The organism is Ureibacillus massiliensis 4400831 = CIP 108448 = CCUG 49529 (assembly GCF_000772965.1).
Lineage (GTDB): Bacteria > Bacillota > Bacilli > Bacillales_A > Planococcaceae > Ureibacillus > Ureibacillus massiliensis.
Genome location: NZ_JPVQ01000024.1, coordinates 42,740 through 60,647 on the forward strand (window position 1 = coordinate 42,740; position 17,908 = coordinate 60,647).

A 17,908-nucleotide genomic window follows, 5' to 3' on the forward strand; every position below is an offset into this window, starting at 1 on the left:
TTTTTTTATTTTTAGAAAGGAAGTGACCACATGCAAGTAACAGAACAATTAATATTAGAATGCTTGAAGGAACTAAACAAACAATCCTTATCCAAGCAACAATATAAAGATTACTACGAAGGCAACCATAAAATTCTCAAAGATTACGACATTCAAGACAGCCGAAGTAATCGCAAACTCATCTTCAATTACCCTCGTAAATTTGTGGACAATGAAACAGGTTATCTTCTCGGCAAGCCAGTCAACTATATATCCAAAACAGATGATGCAGAAATCATTGAGAAAATTGACCATGAAATGAGCCATTGGGATAAGGAACATAACATTCAGTTGAGAAAACAAAGTGAAATTTTTGGTGATAGTTACGAATTAAATTATGTTAATCAAGAAGGGGAGTTCAGTGCAACCATACTGACTCCTCTTCATTGTTTTGTCTTAGAGGATGGGACTGCAGATAGAAATGTGGTGCTAGGGCTACATCGTTTTACAAAACCATTTGAAGAAAAACAGTTTTTAGATGTCTATACAGATCAAGAAATTCTTCATTATGAAATCAGTCAAGAACAACAAGGATTAGGCAAGCAACAAGAAAAGTTACTTTACATTGGGAACCATCATCACATTTTTGAACGAGTCCCCATTATTACGTGTCCAGCAAATACAGAACGAAAAAGTGGATTTCAAGATGTGATGTCATTGTTTGATGCCTATAATGCATTGAACTCAGATTTGGTGAATGAAATAGCAGACCATCGTAATGCTTATCTAGTCATTGAGAATGCAAGAATTGAAGAAGAGGATTTAGTAAATATGAAGAAGATGGGGATTATACAAGTTCCATCTGGAGGTAAAGTGTCATGGTTAACGAAAGAGATCAATGATTCGTTTGTAAAAAATGAGTTAGATAATTTGGAGCGTAAAATCTATGACTTAATGGATGAGGTCAACTTCAATGAAAATTGGAGTTCAAATACTTCTTCATTGGCATTACGTAATAAATTATTGAACTTAGAAAATCGAGTGAGTATGCGAGAAGCCATAATGGAGAAAGTCATCAAGCAGCGATTGAAAAATTTCTTTACCTATCTGCAAAAGAAAGAAGGGAAATTATATGACTATCGGGATGTCTCCGTAAAGTTTACTCGTAACCTTCCAACCGATTTAGTGGGATTAGCGGATGTCATTGTAAAGTTAAAAGATATCTGTTCACAAGAAACATTGTTATCGCTATTGCCATTTATCGAAAATCCAAAGATGGAGATTCAAAAGTTTATCAGCGAACAAAATCGAATTTTACCAGATGAGCTTGCTGAAGGTGAATAACTAATTTTGTCCTAAGCATGACATGAAAAGGCTAATAAAAATTTTGCGTTTCTAGTTCCAATTGGAGTTAGAAGGGCAGTAGGAGGAAGCAATATGGAATGGAAAGAAGTCAAACAATTTATTGAGGAAAACAAAGGGAATGAGGAAGTAAGTAACTATCTTCAGGGCTTACTAAGCGTTGAGGGAGTACAACAATTCCTACAAGACAATAAGGAGGCGAAAAGTTGGCTAGATAGTACAGTAGATAAACGCACTTCCAAGTCACTTGAAACATGGAAAGCCAACCATCTTGAGGCATTAATTGATGAAGAAGTGAAAAGGCGGTTCCCTGAAAAAGATGCGAAAGATATTGAGTTGGAGAAATTAAAAACAGAAGTGGATAAGATGCAACGAGAGAAGCAACGGGAAATCTTAACGAATCAAGCCATCAAAATAGCGAGTGACAAGAAACTTCCACTACCATTAGTGGATTTTTTTATTGGTGCAGATGAAGAAACAACGAATGCAAATTTAGAAGTATTGGAATCTGTATTTCAATCATCCGTTCAATCCATTGTTGAACAACGATTGAAAGGGGATGGTTATAATCCTCCAAGAGAAAACCACAATGGAACATTAACATTAGATTCATTAAAAGGTATGTCCCAAGCCGAAATTAATCAAAATTGGGACAGTGTAAAACAACTATTAAAACAATAATAATTTGAAAAGGATTAGGTGATATATATGACAGTTAATAATTTTATTCCTACAATTTGGAGTGCTCGATTAAATGAAAGATTCCAGAAAGCATTGGTATATGGAAATATCGTTAATCATGATTATGAAGGAGAAATTCAAGGGCAAGGTTCTGTTGTTAAAATTAATTCCATTGGGGATGTAACGATTGGGGATTATAATAAGTCGACAGGTATTGGGAATCCAGAGGAACTAAATTCAGATCAAAAACAACTCGTGATTGACCAAGCGAAATATTTTAACTTCCAAGTAGATGATATCGACCGAGCGCAAGCTAACGTGGATTTATTAGAAAAGGGAATTGTTGAAGCAGCTTATGGTTTAGCAAATGTGGCTGACCAATATATTGCAAGTTTCTATACTGAAGTGAAAGCAGGTAATACGATTGGTGATGATACGACTCCAATTGTTCCAACGAAGGAGAATGCTTATGATTACCTTATTGATTTAGGTGTCGTATTAGATGAAAATGATGTGCCAGAAAGTGACCGATTCGTCGTTGTTCCTGCATGGTTCTATGGATTACTGGTGAAAGACCCACGCTTTACAGTTGATCGCAATGTCCTTCTAACTGGATATGTGGGAAATATTGATAACATGAATGTCTATAAATCCAATAATGTTCCAAATAATATAGGTTCAAAATACAAAATTATTGCAGGTCACAAATCAGCTATTTCTTTTGCTGGACAGGTGGATTCAGTGGAAGCATATCGACCTGAGAAGCAATTTTCTGATGCGATTAAAGGGCTTCAAGTGTATGGTGCAAAATGCATTAAACCAGAAGGAATTGCCGTATTAACCGCAAATCGTTCATAAATACATACATAGTGAAAGGGTATCCAGCTATTTATTGGATGCCCTATTTTTTATTTACTGGAGGAGAAGAGATGAAAATATTAAACAAGGAAACAGGGCTAATTTGGGAAATCATAGATCCAGCATTACAAAAGCGGTTGTTAACACAAGAAAATTATGAAGAAGTAAAAATGAACACTAAAAAGTCAACAACAGTTCAAAAGAAAGATTAGGTGATGAATGTGAGTGAGTCATTAGCAAAAATGAAACGATTGTTAGAAATAGATGACACGGATGTAACGAAAGATGAGCAGTTGCTCCATTATTATCAGCGAGCGAAAATTGCTATCTTGCATTATTGCAATGTAAATGAACTGCCTATTCAATATGAAGAAACGATTGTAGATTATGCGAAATTCCTTTATAAAAATAGAAACTCAGAAGGATTGAGTCAAATCAAACAAGGAGAAAGAAGTACGTCCTATGAATTAGGTATTCCCCTTTCAATTCGTTCTGCATTGCCATTACCAAAAATAAAGGTGGGATATAGTGTTCTATGATTCGACCATTTTAATAGTAGAAACTCCAAATTCCACGTCACATATTAAAGAAATAAAAGGAGATATTCAACCATTCCGTCAAACTATCAATTTTGAAGGTGGTTTTCATGTAGATGTGACGAAACGGCTATTTTGTGATGATGAAAAGGAAATGACGTTACCACGATATGTTCAGATAGATAACTATGCATATAAGATACTATTCATTGAAAACTGGTCAGACTATATGGAAGTTTGGCTGTATCAGTGTAAAAAATGAAAGGAAGTAGACAATGAGCGAACAGCAACTCGAACCATTCTTGGATTTTTTTCTGTATGAACAAGGAGTGTTTGTTGAAGTGAATGGGAATATTCAAAAGGGTTTAATTAGTAATTCAAATGAATCTCTCCGTTATTATAATGATAAATATTTAATAGGAAAGTTTGAAATCCACACAGGAGATTTCGTGAAAATAGTTGATCAGAATAACACATATTTAGTTGTTAGTGAGATTGACCAACGAATGAATCATAATAAAGCTCGTTTAAGAAAATGTAACCAGATACTAATTAAAGAGAAACCGGGAAAATATATCTTTTATGGATATAATGATTTCGGTGAACCAATATACGCTCCGGGGGAAACTACCTATGTAAGTTATTTATCAATTGTAGAAAATACCGTCCTAGATATTGAAACAAATTATCCAATTACGATTTCAGAAAATGAAATTATCGCTATCTTACAAGAAAATGAAGAAACGTTACTTGAATTTAAAATAGGAGAAATTTTTTCTGTACTTAATAAGAACTATCAGGTTTTTGGAGTAGATCGATTTAAGCCAGGATTATTATACATAAAAGGTAGATTGAATTAATAATCAAAAATATACTTAGGCTTGCCTTCGGGTGAGCCATTTTTTATTTATGAGAGAGGAGCATAAGGAATGCATTTACATACAGCGGATTATTTATTGAGTGTACATATTTTAAAAGAGATGCTTGAAGAGAATCTAATTACAGAGGAAGAATATCGAGAAATAGACCGATTAAATCAGCAGTCCTTTAATAAAAAAGAGTTGGCAAATTAAAGAAGAAATAAGTTGATGTATACATAAAACAAATCTATCATGTGTGTGTGTGAAAAGAATATATGTTCGAAAGGAGAAGGGAAATGGCGAAAAAAGTTGTTCAAATTTTAGAGAAAAAACCATTAGAAGAATTGGAAGGAGTACAAAGTAAGCAAAAGTTAAGAGTATGTGCTTATTGCCGAGTCAGCACAGATTCAGAGGAACAGAAAGAAAGTTATGCCAATCAGTTAGATCATTATACAAATTTAATTCAAAATAATCCTAATTGGGAGTTTGTCGATATCTATGCAGATGAAGGGATCTCTGGAACGTCTGATAAAAAGAGAATACAATTTAAACAGATGATAGAAGATGCAAAAGCAGGAAAAATAGATATGATTCTAACAAAATCCATTTCTCGATTCTCTCGAAACACGGTTGTCTTATTAGAAAATGCAAGGGAACTGAAGAACCTTGGGATTGCAATCGTATTTGAAAAAGAAAATATCAATACACTGGAAGCTTCAGGGGAAGTGTTACTGACAATTCTTAGTTCCATTGCACAAGATGAAAGTCGTAACATATCCGAAAACTCACGCTGGGGAATTGTCAAAGGATTTCGTGATGGAAAGGTTTATTGCAATACGACAAGGTTTTTAGGCTACGACAAAGATGAAAATGGAGAACTCGTGATAAACGAAAAGGAAGCAGAAATTGTAAAACGAATCTATCGAGAATATTTAGAAGGAAAAAGTACTCAAGCAATCGCAAAAGGGTTAATGGCAGATGGCATTAAAACAGTCGCAGGTAATGAAAAATGGTGGGACTCTACGGTTACAGGAATCTTAACGAACGAAAAGTATTACGGAGCATTGTTACAACAAAAAACAATCACAGTGGATTACCTTACGAAAAAACGAGTGAAAAATGACGGACAAGCTACACAATATTTTATAGAAGAAAATCATGAACCGATTATCCCCAAAGAAGTGTTTGAACAAGTGCAATCAGAAAAGAAACGGAGAGCCAAATTGAAAGGGTATAAAGAAGAAAATGCACATCGCTATTCAAGTAAATATCCGTTCAGTGGAAAATTAGTTTGTATGTGTTGCGGAAATACCTTGAAACGTAGAATTTGGAACAGTAACAATATCTCTAGAAAAGTTGTATGGCAATGCAAAACATATATAGCTGCTGGAAAACAAGGATGTGATGCCAAAGCAGTGGACGAAGCAGTTTTGATGGAAGCCTTTGTCCGAGTATTTAATCGAATGAAAGAGGATAAGGATCAATTTGTCCAAACGATGAATCGAAACATTGAGAAGGTATTAATGAAAAATGCAGATAAAACTAAAATTCAAAAGATTGATAAGAAAATTGAAGAGCTGAAGCAGGAGTATAAAGGGCTTGTCCAACTAAATCTGAAAGGCGAAATGGATGCAGAAATATACCAAGAGGAACAAGTAAGAATTGGTGACCAGTTAGAACAACTTCGTGAGCAAAAACATGAAATCCAAGTCAGTAAGGAATCGAAGGAGCAGTATAAAAAGCGAGTACAGGAAATCATGAATGTATTCAAACAAAAAGAAGGATTACTCGAACAATTTGATGATGGCATATTCAATGCGTTGGTAGAGAAGATAGAAATTCTCTCACCAACGCATTTTGTATTTGTATTGAAAAATGGGGTGAGGGTTGAGGAAAAAATATAAAAAAACTATAATTAGCTAAAGTGAAATTTGGGGGAGAATTTTAATGGAATTAGTTGTTGCCATAAAAAATAATGATGGAACTATAAATCCTCAATATACTCAAACCTATTCGGAATGGATAAAAGGTAATAGGAAGATGGAAATTGTGAAATTCCTATATGCTGAAAATCTTTTGAAAATTTTAATGGATGACTTAGGATATATTCAATTAAATGAACAAGGTATACTAAATTTAAAGTATATTTTAGAACAAAATCCTTTCAAAACTGCAATCAGATTGCTTGGGAATATTGCTGAAGCAATTATTGTGAATAGATGTAACAATAGTAAAGAAATAAATAGAAAATGGGCTACTATTGCAAGAAAAGGTAAGAAGAAGGTAAAAAAATTAGATAAATATATTGCAATAGGTACAGGATTGAAAACTACGAAAGATAAATATCCAACAAAATATGATACAACGAATCCTCAAAGGGATATAATATGGATTAATGCAGAAAAGGGTAGGGAAGAACTACTCCAAATAAACGAAAATAGTGGTAGCGGAATAAGTGCTGGATTACAAATTAAGGTAAGTACTAGTGGGATAAATTACATTTTAGATGACTTAAAGAAATGTAGATATGAAGTACCTATGGTTTATTTTGGTTTAAACGATGACTTTGACGAAGTTGCATATCATCTTTATAACCACAAAACACACCTAGAAATTGGAAAAGACTTTATTAATGTTAAAGCATTTGACATAGATGCTTATGAAGAGTTAAAGAGTTATAAGCCATTAATAATTGGACTTTTGAATAATACTATAAAGATTGAAGATTTACTTAATGAAAGAATATTGGAGGATACAGTAATAAAATCCGCATTTACTAAAGTGGGCTTTCAATCGACTTTTTCAGGCAATAATATTATCATGACAAGTAATCAAATTTATATTTAATTTATACAATGCATCGGTAGAGGAACGAAAATATTCTACCAATGCATTTTGTTTTTATAGTGAAAGATAGAAATGTAAATTCAAGAAGTTACGCAATATTGGTTTTAATACAATGTACTTTTAATTTGTCTATTTTTGTCGAAAAACACCAAAAACTTGATTATGATTGCTATAATTTAAGTAATTTTTTCCAATGTATTAATAAAAACTCATTAAATGGAATAATACGAATAGGGAGGAGAAACATGGTGTACTTTAAAAGTCAAGAATATATGCCACCACAATGTCCCCCATCTAATGCAATCTCAAATGATGTGGAACCTGTTTATAGATTTATTGAAGATGATTCTGTTCAAGATTTAGATTTTCTTAACCATGTGGAAAGAGGAAAAAGTTATCCACCTGCCAAAACTTGTGAAGCACTTGCATTATCATTTTATACAACCATTGATGCTGCCAAAAATGCTTCAAAAAGATTTAAAAATCTAAGAAATAAAAAACTTGTTGCTGGAAGAATCACGTCAGAATGTGGAATACATAATATAAAAAACAATCATTTGAATCTATGGGTATATAAAGAAATAGATATGTTAAAGGTATTTTTAGAAGAGGTGAGTGAAATTGGGAATAAATAAATATTCTGATTTAGAGCAATCAGAAATAATTCATATTTTCGAATACTTTGACTTCCCATTATTTTTTATTTCCAAATCTCCTTGCGGTATGTATTACTTAAACTATTATATTGAAGAAATTCAAGATAATGTTGATAAATGGCTGTTCTGCAGAATTTCAAATAAAGAACGTATTGATTTAATTCATCAAAAAATCTCGGTGTTAGAACTACTTAATAGATTAAAAAATAAAGAACGACTTTATTACCTTTTTATAGATTCTAATTTAAATGATAAAGATATAGAGTTAAATGTTGAACTGGTTAATTCAAATAACTTTGATCACGAGAGTTTTCCAGAAGAAGATTTTTATGTGGAATATGATTATGTCACAGATACAGAATTTTTTAAAGTAGAAGAAGATATCCTTGATAGTTCTAAATTCAAAATGGTATTAAAGGATGATGAAAATAGTCACGATATTAACTTAGATTTATTTTTAAATGTATTAAGTAATTTGAAGAAATCATTAAATGATGTAGCAACTGATATAGGAAATAAAATAATGGGGAATAAATCGGAACATCAAGTTAATCTTAGAATTGATTCTTTACAACCCTCATCATTTGGAGTATGGATAAGAACTGAACCAAAGGATACAGATTTGTTTGAAGTTCCAGAGAAATCTTTAAGTGCCCTATTCGAAATAATTGAAGATATACAAGTCAAGAATCCAATAGAAATAGAAGAACAAATAGAAATTGATGAATCTTTTTCAATAAATACAGTAAAGAGTATAAAGAAATGGCTAAAGGAAATATCTGATAATGAGTTTTCTTTAAAATTGGAAGCAACTACAAAAACAGAAGGTTTAAATAAAGTAGTTAGTTTTGATAGGAATTCTTTTGCTAAATTAGATATACTTACGAAAATACTCGAAGATAAAAGTGAAAAATATACTGAACAAATAAATATTGAAGGACTTTTAACATCAATAAATACTTCAAATAACAGATTTAGAATTTCTACTGAATCAATAGGTGAAATAGGCGGTAAGATGTCCACAGATATGTTTAAAAGATTGAAGGAAGATAAAACTCTTCAATTCCGAGTACCGAGTTTAATCAAAGCAGTTGTTGAAAAGGAAGTAATTAATGATTATGTTGAAGACGAACATTCAGTAAAATATACCCTTATATATTTTGAACAGCCTGTTGAATAATTTTTAGAGACGTATTTGTTATTTTTAAACTAATTATAAATTGATTTAACAGATAAATATATCCCTTTCAACGTCTCAACGCATGTTGAGTGTGTTGCTGAGTTAACTTTAGAAGTGTAACCCAATAATAAACACTTCCGAACCAAAATAGAAATTTCCGATTCGGAACCGATTTTCGCTAAAATAAACATTTCCGATTTTCGATTCTGATTCAATATTATCCCGGTTTTTCCTCAATAGGAACCCGGGATTTTTTTCTGGTATAATTCAATAGAAAATCAATATATTTTCAATAGTTTTATCAATGTTTAATCCTGCTCAATCCCTTTTCAATTCAGGCTTTTTTCAATAGTTTATTCAGGCAGCTATTCAATAAGAGACCGCAGGCCTCATTCAATCTTTTCTCACTGTTTTTTTCTTATTTCCCTTTTTCATTTATCCACCTATTCTTCTTTCCAAAATCGGAGATTTCTATTTTAACTCCCAAAAAACCGTGAAAAAATACCGAAAAACAGGCGAAAAAATGGTCATTTTTGAATCGGAAATTGCTCAAAATTGGGGTTCTTTCGGAAATCTTTATTTTAACTCGAACGGAAGAATGCGGGTTTGAGGTGGGGGATTTCGGAAGGGTTCGTTTGGGTTATACAAGAAGAAGGTAAATAATATAAACGCAAATACAATTTACGTATTTGTGTCAGACTGTAGACAATTTGAATTTCGTGTCTACAGTCTTTTCTTTTTAAATTTATATATTTTGTAGTATTTGTTGGGGTAAATGGAAAAAATAAAACCATGGTATTATGATATAAATATATAAGTTATCATTTTCATTTATTAAAGGAACTAAAAATTTCTAACAAAGGATGAAATAAATGATTAAATCGTTTTTAATGTTAGGGCAGTCTAATATGGCGGGACGAGGGTTTATCCATGAAGTTCCTCCTATATATAATGAAAGAATTCAAATGTTGCGTAATGGAAGATGGCAGATGATGACGGAACCTATCAACTATGATCGCCCAGTAGCAGGAATAAGTTTGGCTGGTTCATTTGCAGAAGCATGGAGCCGTCAAAATCTAGAAGATACGATAGGCTTAATTCCTTGTGCGGAAGGCGGTAGTACACTGGACGAATGGGCTGTAGATCAAACGCTTTTCCAACACGCTATAACCGAAGCGAAATTTGCTATGCAAAATAGTGAATTAGCAGGAATTCTATGGCATCAGGGAGAAAGCGATAGTGTAAATGGGAACTATAAAGTCTATTATAAAAAATTCCTTTTAATAATTGAGGCACTTAGAAAGGAATTGAACGCTCCAAATATCCCTCTCATTATCGGAGGTTTAGGGGGTTTTTTAGGTAAAGAAGGATTTGGAAAGAATTGTACAGAATATCAGTATCTTAACGAAGAATTGCAAAAATTTGCTCTTGAACAAGATAATTGTTACTTTGTCACAGCAGAAGGGTTAACATCTAATCCTGATGGTATTCATATTGATGCAATTTCTCAAAGAAAATTTGGATTACGCTATTATGAAGCCTTTTCTAAGAAGGAGCATGTAATGAAACCGTTAATAAATGAAAACGAGTTAATTGATCAAATTCATAATAGAACTTATACAAAATCAGAAATAATGTATATGAAAATAATGGATCTGTCACAAGGGAAAACATCATTTGAAGAATTCCAATCACAACTAAAGACAAATCAATGAAAAATAGGCTAGATCCCAATAAAAACAAACCATGACTTTATACAACACATTGTGTTACAACAAACACTCTACGATATTTGAATGTGTTGCAGAGTTAAAGTTAAAAGATATTATAATAAACTCAACCTCGGATACGAATATTGTATTCGAGGTTTTTTATTCGAAATTAACGGAGTAATGTTTAAGCAATTACAAAAAAGAAAAAGGATACTAATAATAAAAATATACGATATAAAGAGGGCCTATCTTTTCTTTGCTTTTTATTTAAATAAATTGCATTTTGAATTTGATTTACAAAAAGAAAAAAATATTGTATAGTTGATTACACGACTAATCAACCAATCAGGGTTGTTAGGAAGGAGAAAATTGTGAAAACTGTTTTTGATGACTCGAAACCTATATTCCAACAAATTTCAGAAATGATTGCTAATGAAATAGTGGAAGGTGAGTTGTTAGAAGGTGATCAAATTCCTTCTACCACCGAAATCTCTAAATTTTATCAAGTAAATAGAGCAACAGTACAAAAAGGACTTACAGCACTTGTTGAAGCTGGTTATGTATATAAGCAACGAGGTGTTGGTATGTTTGTTGCAAAAGGTGCAAAACAAAAGCTTCTTGAAAAACGTAAAGAGGATTTTTACAACGAGTATTTAAAGCCATTAATGGAAGAAGCAAAGCGGATTGAAATTAAAAAAGAAGAATTACTTCAAATGATCAAGGAGGATTTTAAAGATGATTAAACTGGAAAATGTCTCGTTTTCATATGGAAATACCCCCGCTCTCCAGAATGTAAGTATTTCTGAAACGGAGCCAATCATCATAGGGCTTTGGGGTAGAAATGGATCTGGAAAGACAACACTTATGAAGATTTTATCCGGTATGGAAAATATTGATAATGGTTCTATTAATGTGAACGGTATTACACCTTATAACAATAATGAAGCTATGAACACCATCACTTATATACAAGAAAATCACCCATTCTCAATCCTATGGAATGTAGAGGACGCGCTACACTTTGGATCTTTATTTAATAAAAATTGGGATATGGAGCTGGCTAATCATCTTGTCGCATTATTTGAATTACCAAGAAAAAAGAAAATCAAAAATTTCTCTAAAGGGATGCAAACGATGTTGCAAATTGTCGTTGGTCTTGCAAGTAAATCACCAGTTACCATAATGGACGAACCAACCAATGGACTTGATGCTTATATGAGAAAACAATTTTACGATGTTCTCCTAACTACGTATGAGGAAGATCCACGTTTAATTATTTTATCAACACATCATATAGATGAAATTGAAGCATTGTGTGAAAAGATTGCCATCATCAATCACCAGACAATTGTTCGTTATGAAAATACGGAAGAATTAAAAATGCGTGGTATCCTTTTATCTGGCTCATCCCAATCAATAGAAGCTTTGATTAAAGACAATACGATTTTAGAGAAAAGAAAACTTGGAAAACAAATCAATGTGATGATAGACGATTATTTTAATGATGAGTGGAAAATAAGAGCCAAAGAAGCTGGTGTCACTATAGAAAAGGCACCATTACAGGATTATCTTGTGAATTATACTACAAAAAAAGAGGTGAATGAGGTATGAATACCTTTACTGGCCCCTTCAGGCTAATGATGAAAGAAATGAGCCTAACATTTTATATAAATGCTACTATTACATTTGTCCTTTTTGTTTTCTATAACTTTTTAGGATTTATCGGAGCCACAGAATCGGGAGGATTTATTTTATTTGGTCCAATATTTTTTGTTTTTCTACTATATCCATTTATTAATTTTAGTGGCTATAAATACATTCTTTCTTTAGGTGGAACAAGAAAACAGTTCGTTCTAGCCATGTATTTAACAGCTTTCCTATATAGTGTTATTAGTGTGCTACTCCTAAATTCATTTTATCTAATAACAAATTTAATAAACAGTACTAGTAATCTTTTCCACTTAGCAGAGCTAGTAAATAGCTCAAATGGACTGTTTTATCTATGGATAGATTTTTCTTGGATAATCTTTTTATTTAGTTTAGGCATGATTGCTAAAACGATTTGGTTTAATTACGGATCAGTGATATCACTTGCTGGCGCAACATTACTCTTAATGATCACGATAGTAATCGTTGTCTTTGGAGATATAAGCTGGTTATTTGAATTTATTTTCACGAATTATTTACTGTTTGTTACAGTTCTGTTTGTATTATCTCTAGTTTTACTTATTTTTTCTTATTTACTAATGTTGAATGCACCTTTAGAGAAAGGGAATCGATTAATATCAAATATCAGGTAACAGCTAGTTAGCTAATAACATCTTTACAAGTATTTTTGAAAACTGTTTCAATTATTAAACTGAAAAATTAAAGTATTAGGAAGAAAAGTTAACTTAACTCGTAAATTAGTTATTTTAAAATTGGGTGCAGTTCAGTTGAATTGCGCTCTTTTTATTTATTAGATTAAATTGTAATGAGTTATAATTTTGTATGTAAGTGTATGTTTTTATGTAATAATAGTTAATTGTAGAAATACAATATAAATTCAAACGTAGTGAAAGTGGGAATCATAATGGCAACGGGAACACATACAGTAGAAATACCAGTAGATGTACAAGCAGTTTGGGATTATGTCAGTGATCTTGAAAAATGGGCAACGGCAGTACCAGCCTATAAAGAACACGAAATCATAAGCGATAAACAATCTATTTGGACTTTTGAAGGTAGCGTAAAGGGTATTAAAAAAACAATAAAAGCACAAGTAGATATTACTGAGTATAATGAACCATCGAATATTAAGTTTGAGCTCAAAGGTTTATCCGATAATTTTACAGGAAGCGGACATTTTACTGCAGAAGAAGTTAACGGGAAAACAACAATGAGTTGTACCGTGGAAGTTCATGCAGGTGGATTATCTGGTGCCATGTTAACACCAATCATTAAATGGGCTGTTCCAAAGGTTACATCCCGTTTAACTGAATCGATTGCACGAAAAATAGTAGTCTTTTCATAGTTTCAAAATAAAGATAATAAATGCAAAAGTAAAAGCCTGTAACTTACTCTTTACGATAAGTTACAGGCTTTTGTATATGCTTAATCAATACATAGTGAACAATTTTATTAGATTGCGTGTTGTTTTTTATTAGGAATAGACTGTTTAGCGATTGGTCGATGATGGAATAGATAGTATAAGCTAACCGATAGCAAAGTAATAATTCCTGCTATCATATACATCATGCTGTAATTAATGATGGAAGCGATTAGTCCCATGACATAGGATCCGACGCCATAGCCTAAGTCGAAAAATAATAAGAATGTCGCTGTTGCAATTCCTCTACGATGGATAGGGGCATATTTAACAGTAAGTGTTTGAAAACATGAAAATAGTGCACCGTAACCAATTCCCATTAGTAAAGCCGAGAACAATACCATATTTCCAGTATGAGATTGACTTAATAGCAACAAACCAACACCAAACAATAAAATAGATGGATAGTATAAATAATGCTCTTTATATTTATCAAACGCTTTCCCAACAAGTGGACGAAACAGAACAATCATTAAGGCAAACACTACAAAAAACAAACTTGCAACTTGAGTTTGATGGATTTCAGCAGCAAAAGAAGCTAAGAACCCAGATAACGAACTATAAGAAAAGGCAAGCAAAAATGCAAGTAATGCAATAGGTAATGCTTTTAGCTCGATAAAATCAGTGAATTGCATTTTCTTTTTCTTAGTTGTTTCATTGTTTTGAACTAAAGCAGTACTGTTTTGTTTCGGAATTGATTTTCGTAGTGCAAGTGCAAACAGGAGGGATAGTGCTGATATAATACATGCAGCGACTAATAGTACTGTAATGTTTTTATCTTTCCAAAGAAATAAACCACAAGCTGGTCCAATTACCATCGCTAGACTCATAAACATACTAAAATATCCAACGCCTTCACCTTGCCGTGAAACTGGAATAAGTGAGGCTGCGATTGTGTTTGTTGCTGTTGAGGCGAGGGCATAGCCCATTCCATGAAGAAAACGAATTACTAAAAAAATTATAATTCCCATCGCACCAAAATAACTGAAGGAGGCGATTAGAAAAATGCCCAATCCAACAAGAGCCATTTTCTTACTACCAAAACGATCCACCCATTGACCAGAAAAAGGTCTAATCAAAACAATCCCTAAAGAATAAATAGTAATAGCCAAGCCCATTTGTTGTTCATTTCCATTTAAAATATCTTTTACAAATAAGGGGAATGCTGTTGCAAGAACGTAAAAGTTAAGTGACACAAAAAAGTTACTTAAACAAACAAATATAAAATCTTTCGTCCATATTTTTTCTTTCATTTCAATACTTCTCTTCTTTCTTACATAAATCATGTTCGATTTTGAACTTAAATGATTATATAGTTAATTAACTTTAATGTATAATTATAATTATTAATAATAATATTAGTAATGCTAATATAAAGGAGCGTAAGATGAATTTCGAACAGTTGGAGTATTTAAAAGAAGTGATTGAAACAAAATCGATGTCTATAGCAGCAAAAAATCTGCATGTTACTCAATCTGCAATCAGTCAGTCTATTTCTTTATTGGAAAAAGAATTTGGAGTTCAACTATTTAAACGCTCTCGAAACGGAACCATTCCTACAGAAGAAGGGAAAAATATCATTACGAAAGCTCTTGAGATTTTAATAAAAACGGATGAATTAAAAGAAGAGATTCAATCTTTGAAATCCTCTTATATTGGAGAGCTGAAAATAGCCACAGTCCCAAGCATCTTTATGACATATTTACCTAAAGCGCTGTCAAAATTTAAAAAGGATTTCCCACAAATAAAAGTAACCATTATGGAAATGGAAAATAAAGAAGTTATTGAAGAAGTAAATGAAAACAGAGTGGATTTAGGATTAATTGCGGTATTAAATTCAGTTAAACACAAATTTCCTGAACATTTTTCGTTTCATGCATTTCATTCACAAGGCACTTTTAATGTAATCGTTCCAAAGGACTCAATATTGGCGATTAATAAAGAACTACAGCTGATGGATATTAGAGAGTATCCTTTTGTGATATATGGGAAAAATTTCTACAATAATTTAATCGAGGATTTTGAAAAGGAATACGGACCAATAAATATTATTTTTAAATCAACAAACTCAGAGGTAATTAAAAAGTCTGTGTCAGAGGGTATTGGTATTAGTTTGTTTTCCAGTATGATGTTAATAGATGACCCCTATTTGGAAAGTGGACGGATTATTTCCATTCCTTTAAAAGGATATCCACTTAATTTTAATCTGTTATTTGGTGGTATTTACTCAAAAAATCGAAGTCAATCGAGATTGATAAAAAAATTTTTAGAATATTTTGAGGAGTAACTAATAAATTTAGAGTTTAATATACAGTGTTCCAGTATGTTTCCCGTTCATGTATAATGAAAAGAAAATTTTGGTAATCATTTTTCAATAGGTGGGATTCTCATGATAAAACAAGAATTTGAATGGGTTAAACAAACGAGACAGATTTTGTTGGATCAGTGTAAAGAGTTGAATGAATATGATTTAACAAAAGAATTTGGATTTGGTTTTCAAAGTGTTAAAGATTCTTTAATACATATTGCAGGGTGTTATCATGCGTGGCTTGGTTGTTTTGTGCTTTCAGAAACGTCTTCACCATTATTAACAAAAGAAGAAATAAATGAAATGCAAATTGATGATATACAACGTTATTTTCAAAAAGCAGATCAATATGTTGACCTTGTAATTGAACAATTTAGCAATAAGTTTGATGTTATAATTGAAAAAGAACTCGATTGGAAAAAAGGTAGTGGACTCGTTAGAAAAACGCCACATCAATTATTAATCCATTCCATTACCCATGAATTTCATCATAAGGGACAAATTGTCGTAATGCTCAGGTTGCTTGGCTATATTCCAAAAAATACAGACATCTTGAGCTTACCTGAAAATGAGTTTATTAAATAAAAGTATTAAGTAAGTTAATTAAATTAAACATTCAAGCTCGAATACGAATTTTTGTATTCGAGTTTTATATTTACGATAAACCTACAAAGTTTTGAAGAGCTGCTATAATCCCCACTGCACACGATTGAACTTTCCAACATACTATACCTCAGAATTAGATTTTCTTAAGGAATTACTTTAGGTCACATTATTATGGATTATTAGAATGAGATTTAGATAAGAAGGAGACGCAAATATGGACCAAGACTATCCCGTTTACCCGTATCTTGGTGTTGTGCAAAAGGTAGTGCAGCAGCCGATTGCTTTCCCACCACAACATCAAGAACAGGCACCTGGCTTAGAATGGGCAATGAATCCAAGACCAATATTTGATTATACAGGCATAAAAGGTAATGGAAAATTAAAGGGTAAGGTAGCCCTCATTACTGGAGGCGATAGTGGAATTGGACGTGCAGTAGCAGTTGCCTATGCTAAAGAAGGTGCAAATTTGACCATTGTTTATCTTAATGAGGACAGAGATGCACATGAGACAAAGGAATATGTAGAACAATTTGGTATTAGCTGCTTACTTTTACGTGGAGATTTGCGGAAACCATCAACTTCAAAACTTGCGGTAAGTCGTACTATAGAAACATATGGAAGCTTAGACATTGTAGTAAATAATGCTGCTGTACAGCCATACACAAAGGATATTATGGATGTAACAGATGAACAGCTTGAAGATACTTTCCGAACTAATGTTTTTCCGCTTTTTTATATGACAAAAGCAGCTCTCCCACATTTAAAACAAGGGAGTGTAATTATAAACACAGCATCAAGAGTTGCTTATGAGGGTGAGAAAAATGTCCTTGATTATTCAGCATCAAAAGGTGCTGTTGTTTCATTCACTCGTTCATTGGCATTGTCACTTGCAGAGAAGGGAATCCGTGTAAATGCTGTTGCACCTGGCCCAGCGTGGACACCACTAACGGTAAGTACTTATCCCGCAGATCATATAGCGACAATTGGAACCGATATTCCAATGGGACGTGTAGCGCAGCCATTCGAAGTTGCACCTGCATTTGTTTATCTAGCTACTAATGAATCATTCTATGTAACAGGTCAAGTTTTACATGTTAATGGAGGTATTATTCGTTACTCATAGGTTGAGAAAGTGAAAAAAGTAATTATATGAATATTTACTTAAGTCGTCCAGTTTTGGATGACTTTTTTATTGTGTGCCAGGCATGGCAACTATCTAGGTGGTGAAAGTCCAC

The 17,908-nt window shown here is 32.5% G+C and carries 21 protein-coding genes; 20 read left to right on the top strand and 1 reads right to left on the bottom strand.

The window, feature by feature from the left end; translation table 11 throughout:
* Positions 1 to 30: 30 nt before the first annotated feature.
* The 17 genes from CD30_RS12670 to CD30_RS12740 all read left to right on the top strand — a co-directional run bounded on the left by CD30_RS12670 (position 31) and on the right by CD30_RS12740 (position 13,684).
* Positions 31 to 1,323, top strand: a complete 1,293-nt coding sequence (locus CD30_RS12670) for a phage portal protein (protein ID WP_036177554.1) — start codon at positions 31 to 33, stop codon at positions 1,321 to 1,323.
* A gap of 93 nt (positions 1,324 to 1,416) precedes the next feature.
* Positions 1,417 to 2,022 (top strand): DUF4355 domain-containing protein, encoded by a 606-nt coding sequence (locus CD30_RS12675; RefSeq protein ID WP_036177556.1) that lies wholly within the window; start codon positions 1,417 to 1,419, stop codon positions 2,020 to 2,022.
* A 27-nt stretch (positions 2,023 to 2,049) separates the two neighbouring features.
* Positions 2,050 to 2,880 (top strand): phage capsid protein, encoded by an 831-nt coding sequence (locus CD30_RS12680; RefSeq protein ID WP_036177559.1) that lies wholly within the window; start codon positions 2,050 to 2,052, stop codon positions 2,878 to 2,880.
* Between the two features lie 71 nt (positions 2,881 to 2,951).
* Positions 2,952 to 3,092 (top strand): hypothetical protein, encoded by a 141-nt coding sequence (locus CD30_RS20150; RefSeq protein WP_156962308.1) that lies wholly within the window; start codon positions 2,952 to 2,954, stop codon positions 3,090 to 3,092.
* Positions 3,093 to 3,101: 9 nt separating this feature from the next.
* Positions 3,102 to 3,419: a phage head-tail connector protein gene (locus CD30_RS12685; protein ID WP_036177561.1), complete on the top strand. Its 318-nt coding sequence runs from the start codon at positions 3,102 to 3,104 to the stop codon at positions 3,417 to 3,419.
* Positions 3,409 to 3,678: a hypothetical protein gene (locus CD30_RS12690; RefSeq protein WP_036177563.1), complete on the top strand. Its 270-nt coding sequence runs from the start codon at positions 3,409 to 3,411 to the stop codon at positions 3,676 to 3,678. The genes CD30_RS12685 and CD30_RS12690 overlap by 11 nt, the downstream gene beginning before the upstream one ends.
* 13 nt (positions 3,679 to 3,691) lie before the next feature.
* Positions 3,692 to 4,276, top strand: coding sequence for a hypothetical protein (locus CD30_RS12695; protein ID WP_036177567.1), 585 nt, complete (start codon positions 3,692 to 3,694; stop codon positions 4,274 to 4,276).
* Between the two features lie 69 nt (positions 4,277 to 4,345).
* Positions 4,346 to 4,489 carry an SHOCT domain-containing protein gene (locus CD30_RS20330; RefSeq protein ID WP_170215837.1) on the top strand — a complete coding sequence of 48 codons (144 nt, stop codon included), beginning with the start codon at positions 4,346 to 4,348 and terminating at the stop codon, positions 4,487 to 4,489.
* 83 nt (positions 4,490 to 4,572) lie between these two features.
* On the top strand, positions 4,573 to 6,180 hold the full coding sequence (locus tag CD30_RS12700) for a recombinase family protein (RefSeq protein ID WP_036177570.1): 1,608 nt from the start codon (positions 4,573 to 4,575) through the stop codon (positions 6,178 to 6,180).
* A gap of 43 nt (positions 6,181 to 6,223) precedes the next feature.
* Positions 6,224 to 7,123: a hypothetical protein gene (locus CD30_RS19580; protein WP_052126196.1), complete on the top strand. Its 900-nt coding sequence runs from the start codon at positions 6,224 to 6,226 to the stop codon at positions 7,121 to 7,123.
* Between the two features lie 245 nt (positions 7,124 to 7,368).
* Positions 7,369 to 7,758 carry a hypothetical protein gene (locus CD30_RS12710; RefSeq protein WP_036177573.1) on the top strand — a complete coding sequence of 130 codons (390 nt, stop codon included), beginning with the start codon at positions 7,369 to 7,371 and terminating at the stop codon, positions 7,756 to 7,758.
* A complete protein-coding gene (locus tag CD30_RS12715) occupies positions 7,739 to 8,959 on the top strand; it encodes a DUF6575 domain-containing protein (RefSeq protein WP_235802059.1) in 1,221 nt (406 codons plus the stop codon). Before CD30_RS12710 ends, CD30_RS12715 begins: the two co-directional genes overlap by 20 nt.
* An 872-nt stretch (positions 8,960 to 9,831) precedes the next feature.
* Positions 9,832 to 10,674, top strand: a complete 843-nt coding sequence (locus tag CD30_RS12720) for a sialate O-acetylesterase (RefSeq protein WP_036177577.1) — start codon at positions 9,832 to 9,834, stop codon at positions 10,672 to 10,674.
* A gap of 368 nt (positions 10,675 to 11,042) precedes the next feature.
* Positions 11,043 to 11,414, top strand: coding sequence for a GntR family transcriptional regulator (locus tag CD30_RS12725; protein ID WP_036177580.1), 372 nt, complete (start codon positions 11,043 to 11,045; stop codon positions 11,412 to 11,414).
* On the top strand, positions 11,407 to 12,282 hold the full coding sequence (locus CD30_RS12730) for an ATP-binding cassette domain-containing protein (protein ID WP_036177582.1): 876 nt from the start codon (positions 11,407 to 11,409) through the stop codon (positions 12,280 to 12,282). Before CD30_RS12725 ends, CD30_RS12730 begins: the two co-directional genes overlap by 8 nt.
* Positions 12,279 to 12,971: a hypothetical protein gene (locus tag CD30_RS12735; RefSeq protein ID WP_036177586.1), complete on the top strand. Its 693-nt coding sequence runs from the start codon at positions 12,279 to 12,281 to the stop codon at positions 12,969 to 12,971. The genes CD30_RS12730 and CD30_RS12735 overlap by 4 nt, the downstream gene beginning before the upstream one ends.
* Before the next feature lie 272 nt (positions 12,972 to 13,243).
* On the top strand, positions 13,244 to 13,684 hold the full coding sequence (locus CD30_RS12740) for a CoxG family protein (protein WP_036177589.1): 441 nt from the start codon (positions 13,244 to 13,246) through the stop codon (positions 13,682 to 13,684).
* A 107-nt stretch (positions 13,685 to 13,791) separates the two neighbouring features.
* Here the strand turns inward: CD30_RS12740 and CD30_RS12745 are convergent, their stop codons facing one another.
* Positions 13,792 to 15,012 carry an MFS transporter gene (locus tag CD30_RS12745; protein ID WP_036177592.1) on the bottom strand — a complete coding sequence of 407 codons (1,221 nt, stop codon included), beginning with the start codon at positions 15,010 to 15,012 and terminating at the stop codon, positions 13,792 to 13,794.
* A 134-nt stretch (positions 15,013 to 15,146) separates the two neighbouring features.
* Here CD30_RS12745 and CD30_RS12750 point away from each other — a divergent pair, with 134 nt between their 5' ends.
* From CD30_RS12750 to CD30_RS12760, 3 genes are all read left to right on the top strand, one after another.
* Positions 15,147 to 16,046 (top strand): LysR family transcriptional regulator, encoded by a 900-nt coding sequence (locus CD30_RS12750; RefSeq protein ID WP_036177595.1) that lies wholly within the window; start codon positions 15,147 to 15,149, stop codon positions 16,044 to 16,046.
* 102 nt (positions 16,047 to 16,148) lie between these two features.
* Positions 16,149 to 16,652 (top strand): DinB family protein, encoded by a 504-nt coding sequence (locus CD30_RS12755; protein ID WP_036177598.1) that lies wholly within the window; start codon positions 16,149 to 16,151, stop codon positions 16,650 to 16,652.
* Between the two features lie 235 nt (positions 16,653 to 16,887).
* Positions 16,888 to 17,796, top strand: a complete 909-nt coding sequence (locus CD30_RS12760; RefSeq protein WP_036177600.1) for an SDR family oxidoreductase — start codon at positions 16,888 to 16,890, stop codon at positions 17,794 to 17,796.
* Positions 17,797 to 17,908 lie beyond the last annotated feature (112 nt).